The sequence below is a fragment of the Shewanella sp. DW31 genome (assembly GCF_015767295.1).
In the GTDB taxonomy this organism is placed as follows: Bacteria; Pseudomonadota; Gammaproteobacteria; order Enterobacterales; family Shewanellaceae; genus Shewanella; species Shewanella oncorhynchi.
Genome location: NZ_JADWMP020000005.1, coordinates 107,101 through 130,788, shown reverse-complemented (window position 1 = coordinate 130,788; position 23,688 = coordinate 107,101). Strand labels below are relative to the sequence as shown.

Below are 23,688 nucleotides of genomic sequence, written 5' to 3'. Positions count from 1 at the left end.
CCGTTATTGATCTTATTTTACAATTTGAAATGGCCTCAAAAGGTGTATTTATTCGTGTTGATGGATTTCTTACTCTCACAATAGCTGAGCAAGATTATTCCGAAGATAATGTGAGACGGTTAAGCATTAATTTATTTGAAAAGATGAGATTTTAATATGGCACTTAATCCAGCGTTGACTCGTAGTACTTCTATGCCAGAGTTATCACGTTTAGACTGTGAGGCTCTACCTAGGAATATAGCACGATCTACCTCTTTATTGGACGTTAGAGCTCCAACACTTAGATCTGCGGAACCTCAAATTCCAGAGAGTGTCTCTACTGCCCCTAGTATTTTGGAGACGGAAGAGCCTCATTCTAAAGCTAAGCCTAAAAAGATTAAAGAAAGCACTAAAAAATCAAATAGAGTGAGCACAGAGAAAAAGGCTAAGTTTCATTTGGCTGCTATCGCCGGTGCCGTAACAATCGGTACTGTGTTAGCTCCCTTCACCTTAGGATTTAGTTTATTACCGACGGTATTTGTAGTGATGTATGGTAATGCATCTGCGATAGCTATGTATGGTGGCTCCCAATTTGTCGCTGGCGATAAAGAGAAGAAAAAAGCCCCGCTTGAGCCGCCTAAAGTTGATGCCCCCAAAGATTTACCAACTAAGCGCCCTTTTCATTTACCTCCCCTGGCCGAGCTACCGGAACCTAAGCATACAGAAGATGTGACGGACAAAGACACCGAACGCGGAGATGTTTTTAATAACTGTTTTAACAACGTTAATAACTTTCATAACAGTTGGTATGTCTTTATTAACTCTTCCAAGGATCCAGACATTAATCTGGTTTCAGAAGATCAAGTTAAGACCCCTAACGAGTCGCATGTTAATAATATCGGCACGCAAACAACTGATGCAACATCGATCGGGCGGGTCACGTTACCCTTTGCTGATGCTGCTGAAGTCACTGTTGTCGAGACGCCAGTTAAGGAGCGTCAAGCGCGATTAAAGACGTTAATATCTGAGTGCCAAGAGCAAGTAGATCCGCAGCTGGTAACCTTATTCAATTTACTTCTAAGCGGGGATGATGCATGTGCTCAAATGGTCGAAATAAAAGGGAAAGATGGTGCTACAGCGTATGCTGTTATTCCTAATAGTGAATCATTGGTTATTGATGAACACGATCGTGCGACGGGATCCGATGTACCTAGGCCTTTAGCAGGTACAACAACGAAAACCACAACGCCAGTTGCGACGCAGACGGACGATACACCTGCGACAGTGACGGGCAACGGTTCGCCATCGATGACAGATGATGGCACGCAAACCGATGTGCCGACAGCCGTCGCAGACACACCGACGAATGCGGGTACACCAGCTCGTCCGCCTGTCGCGGCGAAGACCACAAACACACCTTCAATGTCACAGACGGATGGCGTGCCTACGGAAGATACCCCTGCGACAGAAGTGCCTGAGGCGAATGCTGCGCAAGGATACACTGGCCGTAAATGGGAGGTGAGTAGTTCAACACCTGTGAATCTGAGTCAGGGTGCGCAAACGGGCAGCAATTACACCCCAGGACCTAGACGTAATCTGGGGACAACCCCAGATGCCGCGCCGAGTACCGCGACTGGTCATCCTCGTGGTTCCGCGGCTGGCAATGGCAGCGGTACAACCCCACCTGTGATGGGCAACGGTTCACCATCGGTGGCGGATGATGGCACTCAAACTGATGTTCCTACAGTCGTCGCAGAAACACCTACGAATGGGGGGACACTTGCTCGTCCGCCTGTCGCGGCGAAGACCACAAACACGCCAGTAACGTCACAGACGGATGGCGTGCCTACGGAAGACATCCCTGCGATAGAAGTGCCTGAGGCAAATGCTGCACAAGGATACACTGGCCGTAAATGGGAGGTGAGTAGTTCAACACCTGTGAATCTGAGTCAGGGTGCGCAAACGGGCAGCAATTACACCCCAGGACCTAGACGTAATCTTGGTACGACACTTGGTGCTGAGCCTGATTCTGCGGCTGGCAATGGCAATGGTACAACCCCAGCGGTAACGGGCAACGGTTCGCCATCGGTGGCGAATGTAACAGATGATGGCACTCAAACCGATGTTCCGACAGCTGTCGCAGATACACCGACGAATGGGAGTACACCAGCTCGTCCGCCTGTCGCGGCGAAGACCACAAACACGCGTCAAACTACAACGCCCGCAGTGTCACAGACGGATGGCGTGCCTACGGACGACACCCCTGCAACAGAAGTGCCTGAGGCGAATGCTGCAAAAGGATACACTGGCCGTAAATGGGAGGTGAGTAGTTCAACACCTGTGAATCTGAGTCACGGTGCGCAAACGGGCAGCAATTACACCCAAGGACCTAGACATAATTTGGGGACAACCCCAGATGCAGCGCCGAGTGCTGCGACAGCTCATCCTCGTGGTCCCGTTGGTAATGGCAGCGGTACAACCCCACCAGTGATGGGCAACGGTTCGCCATCGGTGGCGGATGTAACAGATGATGGCACGCAAGCCGATGTTCCTACAAATACAGGTACACCGGCTCGTCCACCTGTTGCGGCGAACACCATAAACACGCCTTCAATGTCACAGACGGATGGCGTGCCTACGGAAGATGCCCCTGCGACAGTGGTGCCTGAGGCGAATGCTGCACAAGGATACACCGGCCGTAAATGGGAGGTGAGTAGTCCCACCCCGGTGAGTCTGAGTCAGGGTGCACAAACGGGCAGCAATTACACCCAAGGACCTAGACGTAATCTGGGGACAACCCCAGATGCAGCACCGAGTTCAGCGACTGGTCATCCTCGTGGTCATGTTCCTGCAACGGGCAACGGTTCGCCATCGATAACTGATGATGGTCCGCAAACCGATGCGCCTACAGCCGTCGCAGAAACACCGACGAATGCGAGTACACCAGCTCGTCCGCCTGTCGCGGCGAAGACCACAAACACACCTTCAATGTCACAGACGGATGGGGTGCCTACGGACGACACGCCTGCGACAGTGGTGCCTAATTCGGATGCAGCGCGAGGATACACCGGCCGTAAATGGGAGGTGAGTAGTCCCACCCCGGTGAGTCTTAGTCAGGGTGCACAAACGGGCAGCAATTACACCCCAGGGCCTAGACGTAATCTTGGTACAGAGCCTGATTCTGCGGCTGGCAATGGCAATGGTACAACCCCAGCGGTAACGGGCAACGGTTCGCCATCGATGACAGATGATGGCACGCAAACCGATTCGCCTACAGTCGTCGCGGACACTCCGACGAATGGGGGGACACCAGCTCGTCCGCCAGTCGCGGCGAAGACCGCAAACACACCTTCAATGTCACAGACGGATGGCGTGCCTACGGACGACACCCCTGTAACAGAAGTGCCTGAGGCGAATGCTGCGCAAGGATACACCGGCCGTAAATGGGAGGTGAGTAGTTCTACACCAGTAAATCTGAGTCAGGGTGCGCAAACGGGCAGCAATTACACCCAAGGACCTAGACGTAATTTGGGGACAACCCCAGATGCAGCGCCGAGTACCGCGACAGGTCATCCTCGTGGTCCCGCGGCTGGCAATGACAGCGGTACAACCCCACCAGTGATGGGCAACGGTTCGCCATTGATGACTGATGATGGCACGCAAGCCGATGTTCCTACAAATACAGGTACACCAGCTCGTTCGCCTGTCGCGGCGAAGACCACAAACACGCCAGTAACGTCACAGACGGATGGCGTGCCTACGGAAGACACCCCTGCAACAGTGGTGCCTGAGGCAAATGCTGCACAAGGATACACTGGCCGTAAATGGGAGGTGAGTAGTTCAACACCAGTGAATCTGAGTCAGGGTGCGCAAACGGGCAGCAATTATACCCAAGGACCTAGGCGTAATTTGGGGACAACCTCAGATGCAGCGCCGAGTGCAGCGACAGCTCATCTCGGTGGCCCCGCGGCTGGCAATGGCAGCGGTACAACCCCACCAGTGACGGGCAACGGTTCGCCATCGATGACAGATGATGGTACGCAAACTGATGTTCCGACAGCCGTCGCAGATACACCGACGAATGCGGGTACACCAGCTCGTCCGCCTGTCGCGGCGAAGACCACAAGCACGCCAGTAACGTCACAGACGGATGACGTGCCTACGGACGACACCCCTGCAACAGTGGTGCCTGAGGCGAATGCTGCGCAAGGATACACCGGCCGTAAATGGGAGGTGAGTAGTTCAACACCTGTGAATCTGAGTCAGGGTGCGCAAACGGGCAGCAATTACACCCCAGGACCTAGACGTAATCTTGGTACGACACTTGGTGCTGAGCCTGATTCTGCGGCTGGCAATGGCAATGGTACAACCCCAGCGGTAACGGGCAACGGTTCGCCATCGGTGGCGAATGTAACAGATGATGGCACTCAAACCGATGTTCCGACAGCCGTCGCAGAAACACCGACGAATGCGGGTACATCGGCTCGTCCACCTGTTGCGGCGAACACCATAAACACACCTTCAATGTCACAGACGGATGGCGTGCCTACGGAAGACATCCCTGCGACAGTGGTGCCTGAGGCGAATGCTGCACAAGGATACGCCGGCCGTAAATGGGAGGTGAGTAGTTCAACACCTGTGAATCTGAGTCAGGGTGCGCAAACGGGCAGCAATTACACCCAAGGACCTAGACGTAATTTGGGGACAACCCCAGATGCAGCGCCGAGTGCAGCGACAGCTCATCCTCGTGGTCCTGTTCCTGCAACGGGTAATGGTTCGCCATCGATGACAGATGATGGCACTCAAACCGATGTTCCGACAGCCGTCGCAGAAACACCGACGAATGCGGGTACACCAGCTCGTCCGCCTGTCGCGGCGAAGACCACAAACACGCCAGTAACGTCACAGACGGATGGCGTGCCTACGGAAGACACCCCTGCGACAGAAGTGCCTGAGGCGAATGCTGCGCAAGGATACACCGGCCGTAAATGGGAGGTGAGTAGTTCTACACCAGTAAATCTGAGTCAGGGTGCGCAAACGGGCAGCAATTATACCCAAGGACCTAGACATAATTTGGGGACAATCCCAGATGCAGCGACTGGTCATCCCGGTGGTCCCGCGGCTGGCAATGGCAGCGGAACAACCCCACCAGTGATGGGCAACGGTTCGCCATCGGTGGCGGATGTAACAGATGATGGGATTCAAACCGATGTTCCGACAGCCGTCGCAGAAACACCGACGAATGCGGGGACATCGGCTCGTCCGCCTGTTGCGACGAAGACCACAAACACGCCTTCAATGTCACAGACGGATGGCGTGCCTACGGAAGACACCCCTGCAACAGAAGTGCCTGAGGCGAATGCTGCACAAGGATACACCGGCCGTAAATGGGAGGTGAGTAGTCCCACCCCGGTGAGTCTGAGTCAGGGTGCACAAACTGGCAGTAATTACACCCAAGGACCTAGACGTAATTTGGGGACAACCCCAGATGCAGTGCCGAGTGCAGCGACAGCTCATCCTCGTGGTCCCGCGGCTGGTAATGGCAGCGGTACAACCTCAGCTGCAACGGGTAACGGTTCGCCATCGATGACGGATGTGACTGATGGTGAAGTTGGTGTTGTTGCAACGTTAGTTAATACATTAACCCCAGTGTCGACTGAGACAGCTGGTCCTGTTATTGCCGCTGAGAGTCAAAAAAGTACTGCTAAACCACAACTTGACCTAGGTAAGATCGAATCGCGCATAGTAGGCCGAGCGGGGGGACATATTCAACATAGGGTACCTAAGTTCTTAGATCGTCCAGAGGCTGGCACGTTAATGGGATCTTGGCGACCTATACCTGAGTCTTTACGAGGTAAAAAAGATTCTGCTGAATTTGAAGAGTGGCGAAAACAAGATTTAGGTCAGTATTTGAAAAGTTTGAATTCGAAGGTCCTGTTGACTCAAGGGGCTACCAGTATGCGGGGACAAAATCATTTTGCCGGTAAATTAAATAATTTAAGGGATCGGGCCGAGATTAAGTCGCAGTTAAATCCCGTTAATCGAATGAATAAATCTGATTACCAGCAAATTTCAGGGTTGGATCTAGTGTCGACCGGACGCTCATATTTACTTGGGACTGCCAGTGGAAAACTGATTGTTACCTCTCCGGTTGTTCGAAGTAATCTGGTTTTAGCGCCTTGAATCAATAGCTAACCTCCAGACTCTCCATCAATTGAAAAGATTAAATCATAAGAGTTCAGGTTTAATCTTTTTTTTTCTTTTGTAGTGAGATTTAAGGATTTAGTAAGCTTAAATTCTAAACCAGAATGAGGTATGTCTTGTATATAGAAATCAATTCATTGCATCGATTAGTTCCACAGATTGCATTTAAGAAAGAGCGTCACTCAAACGTAATAAAGAAGTCTGATCTTCTTATTTATAACGAGGCTAAGTCGTTATTATCTGCTTTAGAAGAGAGAGTCGAGCAATACCAGCAAATGCTTGAAGAGCAAGTGGTGCAACTGATCGAGGAGAAAGAGCAGGCGCTCAATCTTCACGCTAATAATTTATATAATGAGATAGAAGAAGAATTTCAGGTTAATCAAGAGCGTTGGTTTGACGAAGCCAATCAACAGCTTGTCGATATTGTTGAAGAACAGTATCAAAGTCTTAGTTTGTTGAAAGATGAATTGAAAAACCGACTCGCTGAAACCGTAAAATTGCGTTTAACAGAACTGAGTCTTAATGAGTATTTAATCGGACATCTTGTGGACTTACTCCATGCTGAAATAGACGATCAGGCAAGACATTTGTCTGTAGAGCATACCTATGTCAATGGATTCGCCGTGCTGACGATAGAGAATGACGACAAGATTATTAGCATAGAAACTCAGTCGATTGTTGAAGCACTACGGACTAGCTTGGAGACGGTATGATTAAGCGTCTTCGTCGGTTTCCTATCAAGTTTAATCCCAGCAGTGTGATTATCGCATTTGCGTTGCCAACTATTATTTTGTTCACCCTTCCCGGAGTGGTGATCGATCTGTTTATTTTAATTAGTTTTATTAGTTCAGTGTTGCTGCTGGTTATCATGCTTGAGAATGATCAACCTCTAATGGTGACATTTTTACCAACGGTCGTATTGTTACTGACGACCTTTCGCTTGTTATTGTCTATCGCAACGACCCGAAACATTATTGCGAATGAAGATGTAGGTAATGTGATTGAAACTGTGGGGGAGTTTGTGATGGGAGGGAACCTTATTTCAGGGTTACTCATCTTTATCATTATCACCATAGTGCAATTTTTAGTTGTTACCAAAGGTGGCGAAAGGGTCGCGGAAGTGGGGGCCAGATTCTCTCTGGATGCCTTACCTGGTAGACAAATGACGATTGACGGCGATTTAAAAAGCGGTCTTATTACAGGTGAACAAGCACAAAAGTTACGCTCTGATTTAAGCACCGAAAATCGGCTATTTGGTTCGCTCGATGGGGCAATGAAATTCGTCAAAGGTGATGCTATTGCTGGTATTTTGATCAGCTTGGTTAACCTGTTTGGTGGCATTTATGTGGGGGTTAATCAGTTTGATCTCTCGCTATCTGAAAGTGTTAGCCGATTCTCTGTACTGACGATAGGTGATGGTCTTGTCTCGCAGATCCCCAGCTTATTGTTATCAATCGCTTGCGGTGTGTATCTCACGCGTATTAAAGGGGATGAAGAATCTAGTTCATTTATGGGGCAGATGGCAAAGCAGGTTAGCCGTTTTTGGAAAAGCCTGTTAGTTATTGGAGCCTTGATTTTACTACTCGGTCTACTCAGTCCAAGTCTGTTCTATGTGTGTATGACGTTATTTATCTTATGTACGCTGTCAGCGTTCTTACTGTGGCGAGTGCAAGGCAAGCCAAAAACTGTCGTAAATACAGGCATTGCCGGCAGTGGACTATATGAATCTCTTACATTTGTGCTAAGGGAACCTCAGCATTGCACCCTAGTAGAAACTAGTCTTGTACAGATTGAAAAAGCACTTTGGGGCCAAGCCCTCGGCGCCCCTATTATCACAGTAGATGAGCAACTTACTGTTGATATAGAAGTTCATATTTCGGGTATTCGTATTTATAGCTTCTCACATGATGAGTCTGCAGAGCTAATCGAAGTACTTGGGGACGAAATTTTTGTTAGCGATGCTGCCACCCAAAATATCGCTACGATTGTGCAATATTTTTTACGGAAATGCTTAGTTGAAAAGTATAATCTTCAATACACCAGCAATATTATTGAAGGACTTGCAAGCCAAAGTGAAGTGATTAAAAACGAAATCGACTCGGCACTTGGTTTGAACCGTGTCCATGATGTGATTAAAGAAATGATCCGTGCTCGCGAGTTTTATCTCGATAGGGTGACTTTCTTTGAGGCATTAATTTATTGGTCTCGTATCGATAATGAGTCTAAAAATTGGCTCAATCGGATTCGAAATCAAGCAAGATATGAAATCACCTCACGTTTAATGAATTCTGAGGGAAAAATCTATGTTGCGCTGTTGAGTTCTGAACTAACCGAGTGCATTGAAACCTTTGTCATGGGGGAGAGTGAGGATTTAGATAGCCTAATTGAGCTTCAGTCAGCATTACGCCAGGAAGTTCTGCGAATGACCTCACTATATGGAAGTAAGCCGACTTTAGTTGTGAACGATAATGAAATTAATTCGGTTAAATCTTTCTTCCAGCAGGTGGTATCAACTATTTCAGTATGTAGCCATGGTGATATAGCTGATCCAAGTTGTGTTGTGAGTTCCGAACCACTACAAGTTTTGATCTAAATTTATGTCAAACGAATCAACTGAACCCAAAAAATATCCGCCAACGGAGAAGAAGCTTCGGGAGTTAAGAAAAAAAGGTCAGTTTCCAAAAACTGAACTAGCAGAACCGACTATGGAGTTAGTGGTATTTGCAGTGATATTTATTGGTACAGTTTATTTTATTTTTGATTCGTCAAATGATTGGTTTGAGGTAATGTTATATGCAGATATACAGACAGGCTTAGACATTATTTACAGTGTGATTGCGTGGGGTATATTCATACTGCTAATGATTAAGCTCGTCATGGCAGCTATTAGTTGGGTAATGCTAAATAAGAATGTTATTAATACTGAGTCATTAGGTCTTAAAATGGAAAAGATTAGCCCAGTTACGGGGGCTAAAAATATATTTGGCATTGAGGCAATATCCCGTTCATTACGTAAGGTGCTAGAGTTAACGTTTTTGTTGTTTTTGCTTAAATATGTTTTTGATATTGGTGGCGCAGAATTGACTAGGTTGGCACAAATAAACAATGTGTCATACTTTATTTATAATCTAATGCTGTATGTGGGTTTGGTTTCCTTATTGTTTTTTGTTTATGGCGTAAGTTTAGGTTGTGTAGATTTTATGGCTGAGAGTTATCACTTTAATCATAAAAACCGTATGACGTTTACTGAAATGAAAAATGAAATGAAAGAAACTGAAGGCTCGCCAGAAATGAAGTCTGAACGCAAACGGCAAATGCGAGAAGTCATGGATGCGCCAATGACTAAAGGGCGTACACCAACTTTTGCTATTGCAAATCCTACGCATATCTTAGTGCCTATTTGCTATGACTGCATGATAGATAAAGTCCCTGTCGTGCTCAAGATTACAACTGAATCATTTGCATTGGATGAACGCCGTAGATTAGAGGCGCTTAATATTCCGATTTTGGAACATATAGGGCTTGCAAGGGCATTCTATAAAAGTATGCGTACTGGTGAAGACTATATTCCTAAAGAGTTTTACCGCCATATCGCTTTTATTCTCTTAGAATTAAATAAGCAGGAAAGTGCAAAAAATGTTTAGAAATTGGCTTTGGATAGGGGTGATAGTTGGACTCACTTCATGTGCCCAGAATGTGAAAGATGATTCAATAATATGGGATCATGAATGGAAACAAGATATTTATAATTTACTGTTTTCTGAGATTGATGATGTAGATCATCTACGTTATTGGGTAAAGAGAATACCTGAATATGTAGATGGTTCACCACATCAAACGACATGTATTGAAGTTTCTACGCCTTCTCATCCAAGTCGGCTATATCTCGCTAATTTACATACCTATGCGTTAAGCGAGGTAAGCAGTTGTCAAGGTGACTATTGGCTCTATTCAAATCTTATTAATGTAGTGAAGGGTAATAAAGTTTCTGGCAGTGACCGTTCAACTGCCGCTGATACTGGTCGATCTATCGCAGGTGATCGTTGGAGTTCGGACGATGGGAAATATTGGATAGTAGACGATCAATCATCATGCGCATTAGATAATAGATTCGATATTTGTCGTACTCAGTCTAAACACGTACGTTTAGTATTTAATGAGCTATTTATGGTGAATGAATCAGCTCTGACACCAGATGGTAGAAATATGTTGGTTCGCATGATTGAAGACCTGCGTGGAAAGCCAATAGAAAGCATATTGGTTTATGGCATTGCTGATTCATCAGGAGCTTATGAGAGTAATCGACGTCTAGCTGATGCGCGCGCTAAAAGCGTGAAATACTTTTTACAAACTGAAGGTATGAGAAATACGCCCATTTTTTTACGCGGTAGTGTTGAAAATGGTTTACCAACTGCTGAACAGCGTATTACTCAGCGCCGCTTTATGATTGAGATGAAGTTTAATTACGATGAAAAATAAAAAATTTACCTTATTTATAATGGAATTTACTCACTTAGTGCAAGCTTCAAGCCTATCGCTAGATGAACACCAAGCATTATTGTGTCATTTTGGTGATGTAAGCTGCCGCATTGAAGATGGTGCTCGCGTTGGCCTTGCCAACACTATCTTGATTATGGTTGAACTCGATATTGAGCATTTCCCTGCAGAGACTGCGTTAAAGATAAATGCTAATTTTTCATTAACATCGGGTGGATATATTGCTAAGTTTAAGTCGAATGATTATTTCTATGTGCGTAATATGCCTTTACCGGACCATCCTCAAGGTTTATTAAAAGCGTTGAGTGATACTGTGAGTATTGCAAATACATTGAGACAAGAGTTGAACTTGCATGTGGTTAGTTGAATTCGTTGATGGCCACCTGCATGGCGTAATATTACCAGTCGAACCAAAACTAGTTATTACAGGGTCAAATAAAGATATAGATGCAGAAACGCTTTATGTTCCAGAAATTTTGCCTGTAAGTACTCGTTGGGAGTTTTGCAATGATAAAAATATCATCTGTATTAGAGGAACAAGAAAAAACGACCGATTAAAAAAACTGAAGTCAGGCCGTATCTATCGCTTAAGAGGCATCGCCTTTTTTGTTTATCAAGAAGGTAAACGTAAACCACAATGGTTAAGCTATCTAGCACGAAAATATCAAGCACTCATTATGTTAACTTTGTTGCTTAATGCTGGATTGGGTCTAGGTATGTGGATGGTATATCAAGCTAACCAGTACACGCAAATTGCAGAACACTTAACTCAACTCAATGGTAGTTACGTCAAGAATGGCAAGCTTAAGGTGCCCAATAGCGCCTCTTTTTTGTTGTTGCCTGAGGCTTTGCAAGCAAATGCTGAGATTGTTGAAGCAAATAATTTACAAATTCTCTCACAACCTGTTGTGGAATTAGTCTCAAGCGATTCGAAGCAGCCTGTTAGTTATAAGGTAATAAATAAAGTCGATCGTGATCAAATCCAGGTTGAGACCTTTGAAACTGATAATCGAGTTATGGCTGTGTTAGGCGAATATGGTTTGTCGTTTAATAAGATAAATGATACTTGGTTTGTCAATGATAACGCCAAAGCTGCAATTGTGCTAAGAGCTAATGGGCTACAGGATATTATCCCATCCGTTTCAGTTCGGAATGATAGCACTCAAGTTATTGATAATGCCAACTTTCCATATTCAATCTTTTACTCATCGACATCAAGAGGGTATATATATGACGACAAGTATCGATATTGGGTTGGTAGTAATGTACCACTTCTAGGTGTGATTCAGTCTATTTCACGTAATAAGGTCATTTTTAAAGACCGCAATCAAACACGCGTATATTTTATTCAATCATAATAGGAAAACTGAAATGCTAGATATTCAAGCTAGATCTATGACCAGTGCTATTCCCACTCCTGAGTCCGAGGCTAAGGCGCTCGAATTGGCCTTGAGCCAGCTTCCCATAGCGACTAAAGCGGTTAAAGCATCATCTTCAAATTATTTATTTTCAGCGGGCAATCGAGACCCGTTGAGCTTGATTGATACAATTCTTTCAAAATATATTTCAGAACAGACAAAAAGTGCTGAAGCTAAAGCTGACAATATTTCATTAAAGTCAGAGGCCATTGCCGAAATTAACCGCCTATGGGGGTTAATTATGAGTGATAGATTACCGAACACTAAACCTGGTGATGATAAAAGCACTAAGTTAAATGGAGGCAGTGCAGCGGGGTTTTTGAGTCAAATAGACGACATCATTAAAACTAAACTTGGCAATCCTCAGGGCGTTGGAGAGATCGCGGGTACTGATTGGAGCACTAAGAACGTAACTTATGATCAACTCCAATCTATGAATGCAACTATGACAGCATATTGTGACACCATCCAAGTCGATTTAGATACTGAGCAACAAAAGTTTAAAAATACGATGACAGAAATTACCTCTGCTCAAGAAGAGATCCGTGATGTCCGTCGCTCAATTATTTCTATTTCTCAGGGAGGCTAAATGATGCGCATCGCGATAGATGTTGTTATTGCAAATTGCACTATGACATTGGATGAACTTAATCATTTACAAACAAGTCAAATTAAGCCAGTAAACGACTTTGTTCAATCTGAAGTATTATTAAAAAGTGGTAATGAACTGATAGCAACAGGCTCATTAATAAAAGTAGATGACCAGTTTTATGTTTCTATTGAACAAGTTAATAACATCGTGAATTAATTTATATTTTCAAGTTAAAATCTGTAATAGTTAAATTAATATAACGATTTATCTATTGGTTAAATCTATATATTTGTGGCGCATGTATATCAGAGGATATCTTGTGCCTTTATATTTTATTTATTAGTAAGGTTTTTCTGCTAACTATATTGATTGGCATTAAGAGTTTCTATATTATGCAAGCAAGTGTTAATCAATAGTTAACTTATTTAGATATAAAGCACTATGAAAAAAAATTAATCAGATTTGAGTAGATTCGAAGTTAATTAGATAGACGTGTTTATTGCAAATAATTAGGCTGATAGATTTTTTAGTAAGGTACTACCTCCTATTCTAAAGTGTAAATACTCTATTCTAATTATGTATTTCGCTTGCAGATGTCTTTGGAGAACTTATTTCTGTAGAGTTAATGTGTAGCTATTCACTCTTCATCACTATATCTGAGCTAGATTTATTGACTTGTATAATATCATTAGCCAATGCCTTGGCTATATAATGCAAGTGTATTTTGATTTTTATGGAATATATTTACAGCTCATTTTTACATACTTATAATATATAATGAGATATTCAAACCAAAAACAGCTGTTATAGTTATTAAAATATTTTATTTATGGTAACAATAGCTACAACGGTAAACATCGATGCAAGTAGTGAAGAAATTAAGCATACTAAGAAAAAATATACATGCTTAATAGACAAATTTTCTCGCATCATTTCCGTTTTCTCTATGAAAGATGAAATCATGCCGTGATTGTTTAAAGCTTTATTTCCTTGTTCGATACTTTTGATGTCAATTATATCTTTTTTATCGGGAATTTGAATGTCCGTGGTACTTTCATCTAAAATAAGTACATAACCTTCTTTTGAAATTGTTTTGATTTCGCAAGCTAAGTTGTCGAATTGGGTAAGGGTTTTTCGCAAATTTGAAATAGCTTTTGTCAAGGATGTTTCGCTTACAAATACTTTTCCCCAAACTTTTTCTTGAATATATTCCTTATCCACAACACTATTAAAATTATCACATAGTAACTTTAAGATTACTGCCTCGCGACCACCTATCTTCACTGTATTTTCTTGTGTACTAATCTGTCTTTTAAGTACATCAAATACTAACTGATTTCCCAACACATAGTTTCTTGTCATTTTTTGCCCTCTTAAGTTCACTCGTTTGATATAAGTCTAGTGTTAAGTATGATAAATGAACCCTATTCGTTTTATGAATAAGGTATTTAATGATTTTTTCTTGGTTATTAGACTAGTTTGTTTGACAGCTTTTTGCTGTGTCATTTGCTTGCCGTGCTCATTACTGTCAAAAGCAGTCTTTAGTCTATTTATGCGGAGCAGCAATTTATTCATCGCTAGTGACTCATGTTGCTATATTGTGTTTTATAAATTAAAAATTAGTCATTTTATTAAGTTTAGGAGATAACTTTGTATTGCCCTCAGCACTTGATTTCTGTGTTATTCCTTGTTCGGTCATTTCAAATATTGTTGTTGATCAAGTTTAATTTACTTCAATAGTTAAACTATGCATCAATCGAAAAACACCGCCTTGTAAGTAAGTTAGTAATTTATATTTTTTTGTAATTGTTGTTTTTTGATATTTTCGTGATTTTCTGGATAAAAATTTTCACATTTCCCAGTTGTGTCATGATAGTTTTTGGTAAAACTGCAAGTATATCGAATTGATATTTATGATTTTAATATGTACTAAACAACAAAACTATGCGTCAAGTGCTCAATAACGGAGAGGCATACTAGCGAGACTCGCTTAAAAAAAAAACTATATTTTTTTCATGGCTATGAATTTTTTGTTCTTTTGTCCTTTAACTTGCGAAGTTGATTTTCATAACCCACTGTTTTTTTTGATGGTTTTCTGGTAATTATATTGTTGTATTATTTGTCAAAAATGACCTTGAGGTTGTTAAAAAAGTCATTGCAGTGATTGATCTATGCCAACACACCTTCCTACAGTCAAGAGGTTTTTATCTGATAATATTTCCTGCTATAAGTCGAATGAGGTTGCAGTACACATTAGGTCTCATGGGCTAAAACTAGGAATGTCTGCGATACTAAGTCGTTGTATGCTGAAGCCAAATTTTAATAAGTCACGACGTAGTAGCAAATACCCTTATCTTAAACAAGAATTATTACTATTATTAATTGAGTGTTGTTTTGCCAATGGAGGTATTGCTTTTAAGTTCCAGTTATTACTCAGAGTGATCCTATCTACAGCTATCCTGCGTATGGAAATGTAGTAAAAAAGAAAGTCCATTATATTGAAGGAGATAGAATGAAAGCGTTGCCGAAACTAAATCAACTTAGAAATCTTAGGGCTATTATTCAACATGGTAATATTAGTGCTGCTGCACAAATGCTTCACCAGACACAGTCGACTTTGACGAGAAGTATCCAGGAGCTTGAAAAGACGCTGGGTGTTACCTTGTTAGACAGAGGGATGAATAGCACTGTATTAACTAAAGCCGGCATGATGTTTGAGCCTAGAATGAATTTAATCCTGAATGAGTTAGAGAGAGCAGTTGATGAATTACGACAAATTGAGAAATTATCAGATGGAAAAATAGCTTTTGGTTGCTCTCATTTCCCAGCTACTAGTATTGTTCCTGATGTTATTAAAAAGTTCCAAGAACGCCATAATTCCACTCGGATTACTATTATTGAAGGGCAGCTTTCTGAATTACTAAGCTCTTTACGTATGGGGAAGCTAGATTTTTTTATTGGCGTTGTATCTTCCGATTTAATGCTTAATGAGTTTGTTGAAGAGAGGTTGACATCGTGTAGTTTTTCGGTCGTAGCTCGCAAAGGACATCCTCTTGCTAATAGTACTTCACTAGCTGAACTACAGGCTGCAAAATGGTATATTCCAGCTGCAAGCCATGGATATTATAGCGATTTAGAAATAGTAATTTTTCCTAATGGAGTCAAATCTTGTGGTTCGGTAATTTTTGGTGATTCAAGTGCCATCGCTCGGAAACTTGTATTAAATGAGGACTATTTGTTTGTTGGTCCTAGACCTATGTTTTTAGCTCCACATCACAAAGACTTGATATCTATTATTCCAATTAAGGATAAGCTTCCTGAGGGCCATTATAGCTTGATTTTTCCTCGTAACAAAAAATTAACTCCAGCTGCATTGAATCTCGTTAATGAAATTCGCTTTGCATATTTTGATTTCATAAAATCGCATAGCTAATTTATTAGGGTAAATCTAGATTAAGATATTTTATAGCCCTGTGGTGACGGCTCTGCAAGAACTCACCTATTACTGTGAACACTTAGAAAAACGACGGCGGCATTTTACGACAAGCTGTCAGCACTTTTAAAAAACTGACACCAAAACTATTTTAAACCGCCAACCTTTAGGCAATGAGTTGGCGCAACTTAAATACGTTATTTATGAAAGAATTAGCTCGATTTCTACCTCTATTATGTATTTGACTACTTTTAGTAGTTCTTATTAAATCGACTTCGGGAACTATCGCTCGAACGCACATAATATTGTTTTTTTTAACATGGGGGGCTAGATTTTTTGTTGTTCCATAATAGAATTAAATTATTGCGTCTAATTAATATGGACGCAATAAAATCTTATGTAATTGATAATTTTTAATTATCGGTTAATTTTCCAAATTTATAGATAATATAATCGCTCATTCGAGATGCTAACATTTGGTGTACCTCTTGGCTTGGATGAACTTCATCATGAAATACATGCCGATGTGCAGGATCAAAAGCTTTACTCGTGCCAAAGATATCCACATAACCGACACTATTTGCTGTGTGAGTGTCATAACCTATCTTATCAGCTTTATCTAGTAATTCAGTAAATTGATTATCGAAATCGAAAAGCTGTATATTTACTCCTTCGGCCTTATATCGCTCCGCGAGTTCTGCTATTTTTTGGCTTAGGCTAGCATTATGTTCACTGGCGAGAGCACTATTACTGGTGCGATATGTTTCGTCTTGTTTTTGGGCATAGGCGGTCTTCGTGAAGTCTGGAATCCCTGTAACTAAGATGTTTTTTATTTTTTTATTTCCCACTAATTTAGTGATTTGTTTCTCGTAACAGTGTACCACTTTTTGAGTGTCTTTCTTATCGAACGTCATATAATCGTTGCTGCCCAGAGCGAGTATGACTAAGTCATCAGATTTAAAATCATGTTTTTTAATTTGACGTTCCATGTTGGAAATAAACCAGAAGGTGGGATTTAACTTGGAATATTTAGCCGCTACAGCACCACCTTCGGCATAATTTACCAGTTCTTTATTCAAATAGGCAGGTGAAGATATAAAATCTGGCCATACGAAACCATTGGTAAAACGTCCAGCGTGATATTGTTTAGAGGAAAGCATTATTCCCAAGGTTTTTGATTTCATTCGGCCTTCTGAATCCGATAGACTATCTCCTATCACGACCAAACGTTTAATATGATTCAGTGATGCGTGATCATGAGGGGTTAATATATTAGAAAGCCTTTGTTGACGCTCTTGGTGATCATTTACTGCGACTTCAAATAAACGGTGGCTGAAGTCTGTCATCTGAGTGGGTCCATCAATCGTATCCTGTGTCGATACAGGTCCCTTCACCACACTATTATGGTGCTGATACTTTAGTCGTGAGTGTGGAGATTGGGATGATGCTAATAGAGGCCGAACATGTTTTATTGAGATTGTAGGATTGCGGTGTTGGGTGTTCGTATTGAGTGGTACGAATATTGTTCCTTGAACTATGCGAAATGGCATAGGGATATTTCCTATTGGTTATCTGTCGGTTTTATGACTATCAGACTTATTAGACAGATGTACACCATAAAAATAATGAAATACTCTGATGATTATTGAATTAGAGCTTGAGATCTGTATCTATATGGTTTCTAGACGATCATACTGTATTGGCTTGAAAATATTTTTCCATCCAAGAGGTCTTATTACTTAAATCACTCTTCAGTGACCCCATTCCTACCTTGTTTCCTGTGCTAATTAACCCTCTGGCGGATGGGCATAGCTAGCCTTATGACTTGTTCATCACTTTTAAACCTGACTGTTGTAATCCCGCAGACTCAATTTCGGGCTGATGGACTGTTTATAACAATTTACCGATATAGCTCACCTTTACATGGTGAGTATTTTAAAGGTGAGGTAGCGGCATTAGCCATTTATAGTCACCACCTATGCATTGTATTTACTAATTTTTATTTTTTTCAAACGTGTTTTCTGTGGCTAAAGTTTAAGTCTATCAATCCTGCTTAGTGAAGGAGGGGTGATAATATTTATTCATGTTTATTCACGTTAGTTCTCTTAAATAGTTTTTGATAATTAAAAGTGATGAAATATTATATTTTTTCATTAAGGAAATATACTGATATCGAATATGCTCATTTTTTAACTCAGTGGGAAACTTGACATGCGCATGAATATATTTAGTAAAGCTAACTCTTATGACTTATTGACGCCGAATTTAAAAAATAGCGATAATTCGTCACCGATTCAATTGGTTTCTGTTCGTCCGTTGACTGAACAAGAGAAGAAAGATTTAACAAAAAATAAAACTTATTCTAACTTTATTAAAAATAACAAATCAATCAAGTCTGCAACCGTACTGACTAAAATTAAATCTTTATTTGATAATAGCTCTGGTAAGAACAAAATGTTAAGTAAGCGAGGCTTAACTATTGAAGTTAAAAAAGGTTCAACCGAAGAAGCAAGTGCTCAATGGAAAAATGACCCGCGACGAAATCACTTCAAGTCTGCAGACTTATCGTTACACAGCCTACAATCAGACAAGCAAACTGTTCTTAAAGGTCAATTGTCACCCTTAATCGGCAAGGGGATTATTGATTGTCATAAAAAGTACGAACACTTACCATTCCCTATAACTCATATTCAAAATGATAAGAATGGCCAGTATATTTCTTCAGATACTCTAGAAAGTAAAACTGGATTAATATATTACACTGGCGATCACATTGTACCAGAGGAATTAATTCCTGGAAGCCCAATTGGGCAGTATTTTCATCAAGCAACATTTGATAACAATCTGCATATACTCGCTGTGGATAATGGTAATAAAGGTACTATTGGTATCTCATTCGATTTAAATCAAGTCAAAGAGGGCCAGCCTATTTTAATTCATGCTGGGAGTTTATCTGGATGCTCTGTTGTGTTTGCTACTAAGTCTAGTAAGTTGTTTGCTTTCCATGCTGGTCAATATAATAATGAAAATAACGATTGGATTACAGGTGAGAAAGGTGCGGAGTCGATTGCACAAAGTGCTGAATTTTTAGCTAGTGACACATCTAATACTTTACCATGTACTAATAACCAAGAGTTAGTAAGTTATTTATCTAGCCATTTCGACCAATCTGCTTTTATTTATTGTGGTCACGGTGAGTCAGTCATGAACCAATCCAATGTAAACTGCTTTGATTATGACATGGGACCAAAACGAGATGAAGCCCGCGTAGGAAATGCCATGGCTTTAGTTAGTAAAAATAAAGGTAAAATCAGTGTGAATGTATTAGGAGATGATCTTAGTATAGATAGCGGTAGCTTTGAAACAAGATCATTGCAACATTCGATGTTCGCATTATTTGCTGACAAAGAGTTTTCTCGTTAATTGGCTAATTTTTCTCTATTATATTAACTAATTAAGCAGCTAATCAGTTGAAAACAACTATTAGCTGCTTAAATTTTTATTAAGAAAATTGTTAATTATTTAAAAAGTCATTTATTAGGTTAAATTATAATTAGTGGTCGTTGGTTTTTTCTTTGAACTATAAAGTTTCTGAAAGCTCACGGCTAAATTGCGTGGCTATACGTATCTACAGTTTACGCTATACTCGGCGCTTCCCATCCGTGCCATGCTTTTTAATTTTCCACTCGCCTTCGCCATCGACTTTCAAGTCCGTCGACTGGATAGCAAAGTGCTCAATGGTGCTTCTTGTTTTGGTTTTGAAGGCGATATTAACGCTTTTTGCTCGCTTGATGATACAGGTGCAAGATAGTTGGATGTCGCCTAGTTTAAGCACTGAATTGATAAAGCCTTGCAGGGATCGCAACGGCATAGAGAAAACATGTATAACCATCCGGTGGTAATAGCTAAGGTCACTAAACAAGCGGGGACGCCTTTATTGCAATGCTCAGTTTTCGTTTTCCACATTGCGATAGCCTCTTCATCAATCCAGAAGGTAAGCAAACCACGGTTTATCAAGGCTTGGTTATAGCGTTTCCAGTGAGTGGTTTTGTCGTGAGGTTTTGGCACGATTGATAGTGAAGAAAGTGGATTATGCTGATCAGATCAGCAGACAGTGTTTTAGTTCAATCGATTTAGGAAACAAAGCTCTTTTATAGCCCAAGCTGACCAGCAATAACCGCCAGCTTAATGATGGGCAATACAGCTATTGTATTTATTGGATTGATATTGATAGAAAACAGTAATGTATCAGTCGATCGAAGCTGAAATGGTTACTAAATTGGCATCAGCAAAAGAGGTGATTTAAAAGCCATTATGCACAGAGATGATTTAGTGAGTTAACTTTAGCGTCCAGTCTGAGTATCATCAGTCTAATATATTATCCCGCATCAATTGTGGTCGTTTAATCCAACGATTGAGTAATGAGTATGAAAGCGCATTTGATCACCCGACAGGGTTGGCAAACTTTAGATAAAGAATTGAAGTATTTGTGGAAGGAATATCGGCCGCAAATCACCCTTAAAGTCCAAGAAGCGGCGGCGCAGGGCGACCGTAGTGAGAACGCGGACTACACCTACAACAAGCGTTTGTTAAGACAAATTGATGGCCGAGTCAGATACTTAGTTAAGCGGTTAGAAGAATTAAAAATCGTCGATTACTCGCCGCAGCAGGAAGGCAAAATATTCTTTGGCGCTTGGTTTGAGCTTGAAAATGAAGCAGGTGATCGAGTGCGTTATCGGATCGTCGGTAAAGATGAGCTCGATACAAAATTAGGCTATATCACCATCGACTCGCCCATGGCGCGTGCCTTAATCGGCAAGCAAGTGGATGATGAGGTGCTAGTGCAAACGCCATCGGGTCCAAAAGAGTGGTATATCAATCAGATCCGTTATACCCCTTTTGAAACTACTCTCGCCAGCGAGGCGAATTAACCACAGACTTGCCGCTCTTAAAATAGCGGCGGTAGTCACTGGATTGCGGGAAAGATCAAACTCTCTGATTTGACCTAGGCTTTAGCATGAAACATACGGGGCGCCTGTGGTATCTTTGGCGCAATAACGATTTACTTTACAGTTAGGCACGACACTTTATTTATGCAAACTAATGCACATAACATCGCTCTGATTATCGCTCAAGAACTGAATGTTCGTGAGCAACAAGTTGCCGCAACCATCACTCTGCTCGACGATGGCGCGACAGTTCCCTTCGTTGCCCGTTACCGTAAAGAAGCCACAGGCGGTTTAGACGATACACAACTGCGTACCTTGTACACACGTTTAGGTTACCTGCGTGAGCTGAACGACAGACGCCAAGTGATCCTGTCTAGCATCCAAGCTCAGGGTAAGTTAACGCCAGAATTACAATGGGCGATTGACGAGGCAGACAGTAAGACACGCCTCGAAGATTTATACCTGCCCTTCAAACCTAAGCGTCGTACTAAGGGCCAAATCGCTATCGAGGCTGGGCTTGAGCCATTAGCCGATGCATTACTGGCTGATCGTAGCGTAGATGTCGAGACTACAGCGGCAGGCTATATCAATAGCGAAGCGGGTTTTGCCGATGTTAAAGCTGTGCTCGAGGGCGCGCGTTATATCCTGATGGAGCGTTACGCCGAAGACGCTGAATTACTGCGTAAAGTGCGTGAGCATTTAAGCCAAAACAGTGTGTTAGAAAGCCGTTTAATTGCTGGCAAAGAGAAAGACGGCGCGAAGTTCCGCGATTATTTTGAGCATACAGAACAGTTAGCTAAGATCCCATCACACCGTGCACTGGCTATGCTGCGTGGGCGTAATGAAGGTTTCTTAACCTTATCTATGAATGCCGATCCAGCCGCTGAAGCGGGCCAAGGTAGTTACTGCGAAGTGATTATCTGTGATCATTTAGGGCTGAAATTAGGTGATAGCAGCGTTGATCAATGGTTGAAAACTGTGGTGACGGCGACATGGCGTATTAAGATTGCCCTGCAGATGGAAACTGAGTTTATTTCGCAAATGCGCGAACGCGCTGAAGCCGAAGCGATTAAAGTTTTCGCCCGTAATCTAGGTGATTTATTGATGGCCGCTCCTGCGGGCGCGAAAGCCACCATGGGACTCGATCCTGGTTTACGTACCGGTGTTAAAGTCGCTGTGGTCGATAACACGGGTAAGTTGTTGTGCCATGCGACTATTTTCCCACACGCACCGCAAAATCTGTGGGAAAAGTCGATCCGTACTTTGGCTAACTTAGTCAAAATGCATAAGGTTGAGCTGATTGCGATTGGTAACGGCACTGCATCACGGGAAACTGACAAACTGGCTGCTGAGCTGATTGCTGAAGTGAAAGATACCCATCCACATTTGACCAAAGTGATGGTCAGTGAGGCGGGTGCGTCTGTGTATTCTGCATCGGAATTGGCGGCGTTGGAGTTTCCTGATCTTGATGTGTCGATTCGTGGCGCTGTGTCTATCGCCCGCCGCTTGCAAGATCCATTAGCCGAATTGGTGAAGATTGAGCCTAAGTCTATCGGTGTCGGTCAATACCAACACGACGTGAGTCAAAGCCAATTATCGGGTTCGCTGGAAGCCGTGGTGGAAGACTGTGTAAACGGCGTGGGTGTAGATCTCAACATGGCCTCAGTGCCGTTATTGTCACAAGTGGCAGGTTTAAATAAGACGTTAGCGAAAAACGTGGTCGATTATCGCGATGCCAATGGTCAGTTTAAGAATCGTAAAGAGCTGCTGAAAGTGCCGCGTTTAGGGCCTAAAGCCTACGAGCAAGCAGCGGGCTTTTTGCGTATTCGAGAAGGGGACAATCCACTCGATGCCTCGTCTGTGCATCCAGAGGCTTATTCGCTAGTGGAAACTATCGCTAAGACTAAGCAAGTAGAGTTGGCGAGCCTGATGGGTAACTCTGATTTGCTGCGCAGCATCAAGGCAGAAGAGTTTATTACGGCGGAATTTGGTTTGCCGACGGTGACGGATATTTTAGCCGAACTGGATAAACCAGGACGCGATCCCCGCGGTGAGTTCAAAACCGCTAAGTTTAAAGATGGTGTTGAAGAACTTAAGCATCTGAAACCAGAAATGGTACTCGAAGGCGTAGTGACCAACGTGACTAATTTTGGTGCCTTCGTCGATATTGGCGTACATCAAGATGGGCTCGTGCATATCTCTTCTCTAACCGACAAGTTCATCAGCGACCCGCACACTGTGGTGAAAGCGGGAGATGTGGTGAAAGTCAAAGTGATGGAAGTTGACGTTGAGCGCCGCCGCATCGGTTTGAGCATGCGTTTGGATGAAGCTATCGACCAGAGCAAGCCACAGCAAAGACCACACAATCCCGCCAGAACTAATCATGGTAAAACACCGCAGTCAGCGAAACCGGCTGCGCGTCCTGCGCAAAAGCAAGCACCTAAAGCGCCAGCAAACGCGGCCATGGGCAATGCCTTTGCTGATGCCTTCGCTAAGCTGAAAAAGTAGACGCTGTAATGTTAATACTCGGACATACGTCATGTCCGAGTCGACTTTTTAACCTGTTACTCACAAAATTGTTGCATAAATGTCGTCTTAGGGAATATAAAGTCGGCA

General features: G+C 42.4%; 15 protein-coding genes and 2 pseudogenes. 14 read left to right on the top strand and 3 right to left on the bottom strand.

The genetic code is table 11. From position 1 onward, the window contains the following. Window positions 1–405: 405 nt before the first annotated feature. From GWI56_RS06230 to GWI56_RS06190, 9 genes are all read left to right on the top strand, one after another. Window positions 406–6,162, top strand: a complete 5,757-nt coding sequence (locus tag GWI56_RS06230; RefSeq protein WP_347339118.1) for a hypothetical protein — start codon at window positions 406–408, stop codon at window positions 6,160–6,162. Between the two features lie 137 nt (window positions 6,163–6,299). Further along, a complete protein-coding gene (locus tag GWI56_RS06225; protein WP_173248264.1) occupies window positions 6,300–6,896 on the top strand; it encodes a hypothetical protein in 597 nt (198 codons plus the stop codon). Beyond that, window positions 6,893–8,776 (top strand): FHIPEP family type III secretion protein, encoded by a 1,884-nt coding sequence (locus GWI56_RS06220; RefSeq protein WP_173248262.1) that lies wholly within the window; start codon window positions 6,893–6,895, stop codon window positions 8,774–8,776. The genes GWI56_RS06225 and GWI56_RS06220 overlap by 4 nt, the downstream gene beginning before the upstream one ends. Before the next feature lie 4 nt (window positions 8,777–8,780). Further along, a complete protein-coding gene (locus GWI56_RS06215; RefSeq protein ID WP_168827156.1) occupies window positions 8,781–9,827 on the top strand; it encodes an EscU/YscU/HrcU family type III secretion system export apparatus switch protein in 1,047 nt (348 codons plus the stop codon). Between the two features lie 52 nt (window positions 9,828–9,879). Beyond that, window positions 9,880–10,662, top strand: coding sequence for an OmpA family protein (locus GWI56_RS06210; RefSeq protein ID WP_347339117.1), 783 nt, complete (start codon window positions 9,880–9,882; stop codon window positions 10,660–10,662). Further along, entirely contained in the window at window positions 10,652–11,047 is a 396-nt protein-coding gene (locus GWI56_RS06205; protein WP_242068363.1) for a hypothetical protein, read from the top strand. Before GWI56_RS06210 ends, GWI56_RS06205 begins: the two co-directional genes overlap by 11 nt. Continuing rightward, complete coding sequence (locus GWI56_RS06200; protein WP_173497957.1) at window positions 11,034–12,038, top strand: hypothetical protein; 1,005 nt, start codon at window positions 11,034–11,036, stop codon at window positions 12,036–12,038. Before GWI56_RS06205 ends, GWI56_RS06200 begins: the two co-directional genes overlap by 14 nt. 13 nt (window positions 12,039–12,051) lie before the next feature. Continuing rightward, on the top strand, window positions 12,052–12,687 hold the full coding sequence (locus tag GWI56_RS06195; RefSeq protein WP_198572416.1) for a hypothetical protein: 636 nt from the start codon (window positions 12,052–12,054) through the stop codon (window positions 12,685–12,687). Next, window positions 12,688–12,906, top strand: a complete 219-nt coding sequence (locus GWI56_RS06190) for a FliM/FliN family flagellar motor switch protein (RefSeq protein WP_242068362.1) — start codon at window positions 12,688–12,690, stop codon at window positions 12,904–12,906. It begins immediately after the preceding gene. 597 nt (window positions 12,907–13,503) lie between these two features. On the opposite strand, the gene GWI56_RS06185 is transcribed toward GWI56_RS06190, so the two are convergent. Further along, window positions 13,504–14,052, bottom strand: a complete 549-nt coding sequence (locus GWI56_RS06185) for a winged helix-turn-helix domain-containing protein (protein ID WP_173497959.1) — start codon at window positions 14,050–14,052, stop codon at window positions 13,504–13,506. Window positions 14,053–15,202: 1,150 nt separating this feature from the next. Between GWI56_RS06185 and GWI56_RS06180 the strand changes: the two genes are divergently transcribed. Further along, complete coding sequence (locus GWI56_RS06180; RefSeq protein ID WP_173248252.1) at window positions 15,203–16,123, top strand: LysR substrate-binding domain-containing protein; 921 nt, start codon at window positions 15,203–15,205, stop codon at window positions 16,121–16,123. 22 nt (window positions 16,124–16,145) lie between these two features. Beyond that, window positions 16,146–16,253, top strand: a pseudogene (locus tag GWI56_RS21690) (transposase); the annotation flags it as partial. A 283-nt stretch (window positions 16,254–16,536) separates the two neighbouring features. Here GWI56_RS21690 and GWI56_RS06175 read toward each other — a convergent pair. After that, a complete protein-coding gene (locus GWI56_RS06175; RefSeq protein ID WP_242068361.1) occupies window positions 16,537–17,469 on the bottom strand; it encodes an SGNH/GDSL hydrolase family protein in 933 nt (310 codons plus the stop codon). 865 nt (window positions 17,470–18,334) lie between these two features. Between GWI56_RS06175 and GWI56_RS06170 the strand changes: the two genes are divergently transcribed. After that, window positions 18,335–19,546 (top strand): cytotoxic necrotizing factor Rho-activating domain-containing protein, encoded by a 1,212-nt coding sequence (locus tag GWI56_RS06170; protein WP_198572414.1) that lies wholly within the window; start codon window positions 18,335–18,337, stop codon window positions 19,544–19,546. A gap of 220 nt (window positions 19,547–19,766) precedes the next feature. On the opposite strand, the pseudogene GWI56_RS06165 reads toward GWI56_RS06170, so the two are convergent. After that, window positions 19,767–20,191, bottom strand: a pseudogene (locus GWI56_RS06165) (transposase); the annotation flags it as partial. 359 nt (window positions 20,192–20,550) lie between these two features. Between GWI56_RS06165 and greB the strand changes: the two are divergent. Further along, entirely contained in the window at window positions 20,551–21,054 is a 504-nt protein-coding gene (greB, locus tag GWI56_RS06160; protein WP_105250662.1) for a transcription elongation factor GreB, read from the top strand. Window positions 21,055–21,216: 162 nt separating this feature from the next. Then, a complete protein-coding gene (locus tag GWI56_RS06155) occupies window positions 21,217–23,580 on the top strand; it encodes a Tex family protein (RefSeq protein WP_198572413.1) in 2,364 nt (787 codons plus the stop codon). The last annotated feature ends 108 nt before the right edge of the window (window positions 23,581–23,688 follow it).

What these genes read in the sequence shown, in the direction of transcription:
- GWI56_RS06185 (WP_173497959.1), bottom strand. Translation starts at nt 14,052, where the DNA reads ATGACAAGAAACTATGTGTTGGGAAATCAGTTAGTATTTGATGTACTT.
- greB (WP_105250662.1), top strand. Translation starts at nt 20,551, where the DNA reads ATGAAAGCGCATTTGATCACCCGACAGGGTTGGCAAACTTTAGATAAA.
- GWI56_RS06190 (WP_242068362.1), top strand. Translation starts at nt 12,688, where the DNA reads ATGATGCGCATCGCGATAGATGTTGTTATTGCAAATTGCACTATGACA.
- GWI56_RS06215 (WP_168827156.1), top strand. Translation starts at nt 8,781, where the DNA reads ATGTCAAACGAATCAACTGAACCCAAAAAATATCCGCCAACGGAGAAG.
- GWI56_RS06205 (WP_242068363.1), top strand. Translation starts at nt 10,652, where the DNA reads ATGAAAAATAAAAAATTTACCTTATTTATAATGGAATTTACTCACTTA.
- GWI56_RS06220 (WP_173248262.1), top strand. Translation starts at nt 6,893, where the DNA reads ATGATTAAGCGTCTTCGTCGGTTTCCTATCAAGTTTAATCCCAGCAGT.
- GWI56_RS06175 (WP_242068361.1), bottom strand. Translation starts at nt 17,469, where the DNA reads ATGACAGACTTCAGCCACCGTTTATTTGAAGTCGCAGTAAATGATCAC.
- GWI56_RS06170 (WP_198572414.1), top strand. Translation starts at nt 18,335, where the DNA reads ATGCGCATGAATATATTTAGTAAAGCTAACTCTTATGACTTATTGACG.
- GWI56_RS06195 (WP_198572416.1), top strand. Translation starts at nt 12,052, where the DNA reads ATGCTAGATATTCAAGCTAGATCTATGACCAGTGCTATTCCCACTCCT.
- GWI56_RS06200 (WP_173497957.1), top strand. Translation starts at nt 11,034, where the DNA reads ATGTGGTTAGTTGAATTCGTTGATGGCCACCTGCATGGCGTAATATTA.
- GWI56_RS06155 (WP_198572413.1), top strand. Translation starts at nt 21,217, where the DNA reads ATGCAAACTAATGCACATAACATCGCTCTGATTATCGCTCAAGAACTG.
- GWI56_RS06180 (WP_173248252.1), top strand. Translation starts at nt 15,203, where the DNA reads ATGAAAGCGTTGCCGAAACTAAATCAACTTAGAAATCTTAGGGCTATT.